Source organism: Streptococcus sp. 'caviae' (genome assembly GCF_001937065.1).
Lineage (GTDB): Bacteria > Bacillota > Bacilli > Lactobacillales > Streptococcaceae > Streptococcus.
This window is the reverse complement of record NZ_MOWR01000026.1, coordinates 1-380: the sequence shown is the minus strand read 5'-3', so window position 1 is coordinate 380 and position 380 is coordinate 1. Positions and strand designations below refer to the sequence as shown.

Annotated in this window: 4 tRNA genes; all 4 read right to left on the bottom strand. The window is 53.4% G+C overall.

What is annotated here, in order from left to right:
- Window position 1 precedes the first annotated feature (1 nt).
- A tRNA-Glu gene (locus BMI76_RS10500) sits at window positions 2-73 on the bottom strand.
- A 7-nt stretch (window positions 74-80) separates the two neighbouring features.
- Window positions 81-154, bottom strand: a tRNA-Ile gene (locus tag BMI76_RS10495).
- A 27-nt stretch (window positions 155-181) separates the two neighbouring features.
- Window positions 182-252: transfer RNA gene (locus BMI76_RS10490), tRNA-Gly, on the bottom strand.
- Between the two features lie 3 nt (window positions 253-255).
- Window positions 256-328: transfer RNA gene (locus tag BMI76_RS10485), tRNA-Val, on the bottom strand.
- Between the last annotated feature and the right edge of the window lie 52 nt (window positions 329-380).

Here is a 380-nt window from a genome sequence, read left to right as displayed (position 1 = left end):
ATAGTCCGTACGGGATTCGAACCCGTGTTACCGCCGTGAAAAGGCGGTGTCTTAACCCCTTGACCAACGGACCATTCCTATGGGCACGAGTGGACTCGAACCACCGACCTCACGCTTATCAGGCGTGCGCTCTAACCAGCTGAGCTACGCGCCCAAGCTATTGCTTGGCTTATACTATAAAAGCGGGTGACGAGAATCGAACTCGCGACAACAGCTTGGAAGGCTGTAGTTTTACCACTAAACTACACCCGCTTATGGGAGTTAACGGGATCGAACCGCTGACCCTCTGCTTGTAAGGCAGATGCTCTCCCAGCTGAGCTAAACTCCCTATTGCTAAGCGACTACCCTATCTCACAGGGGGCAACCCCCAACTACTTCAG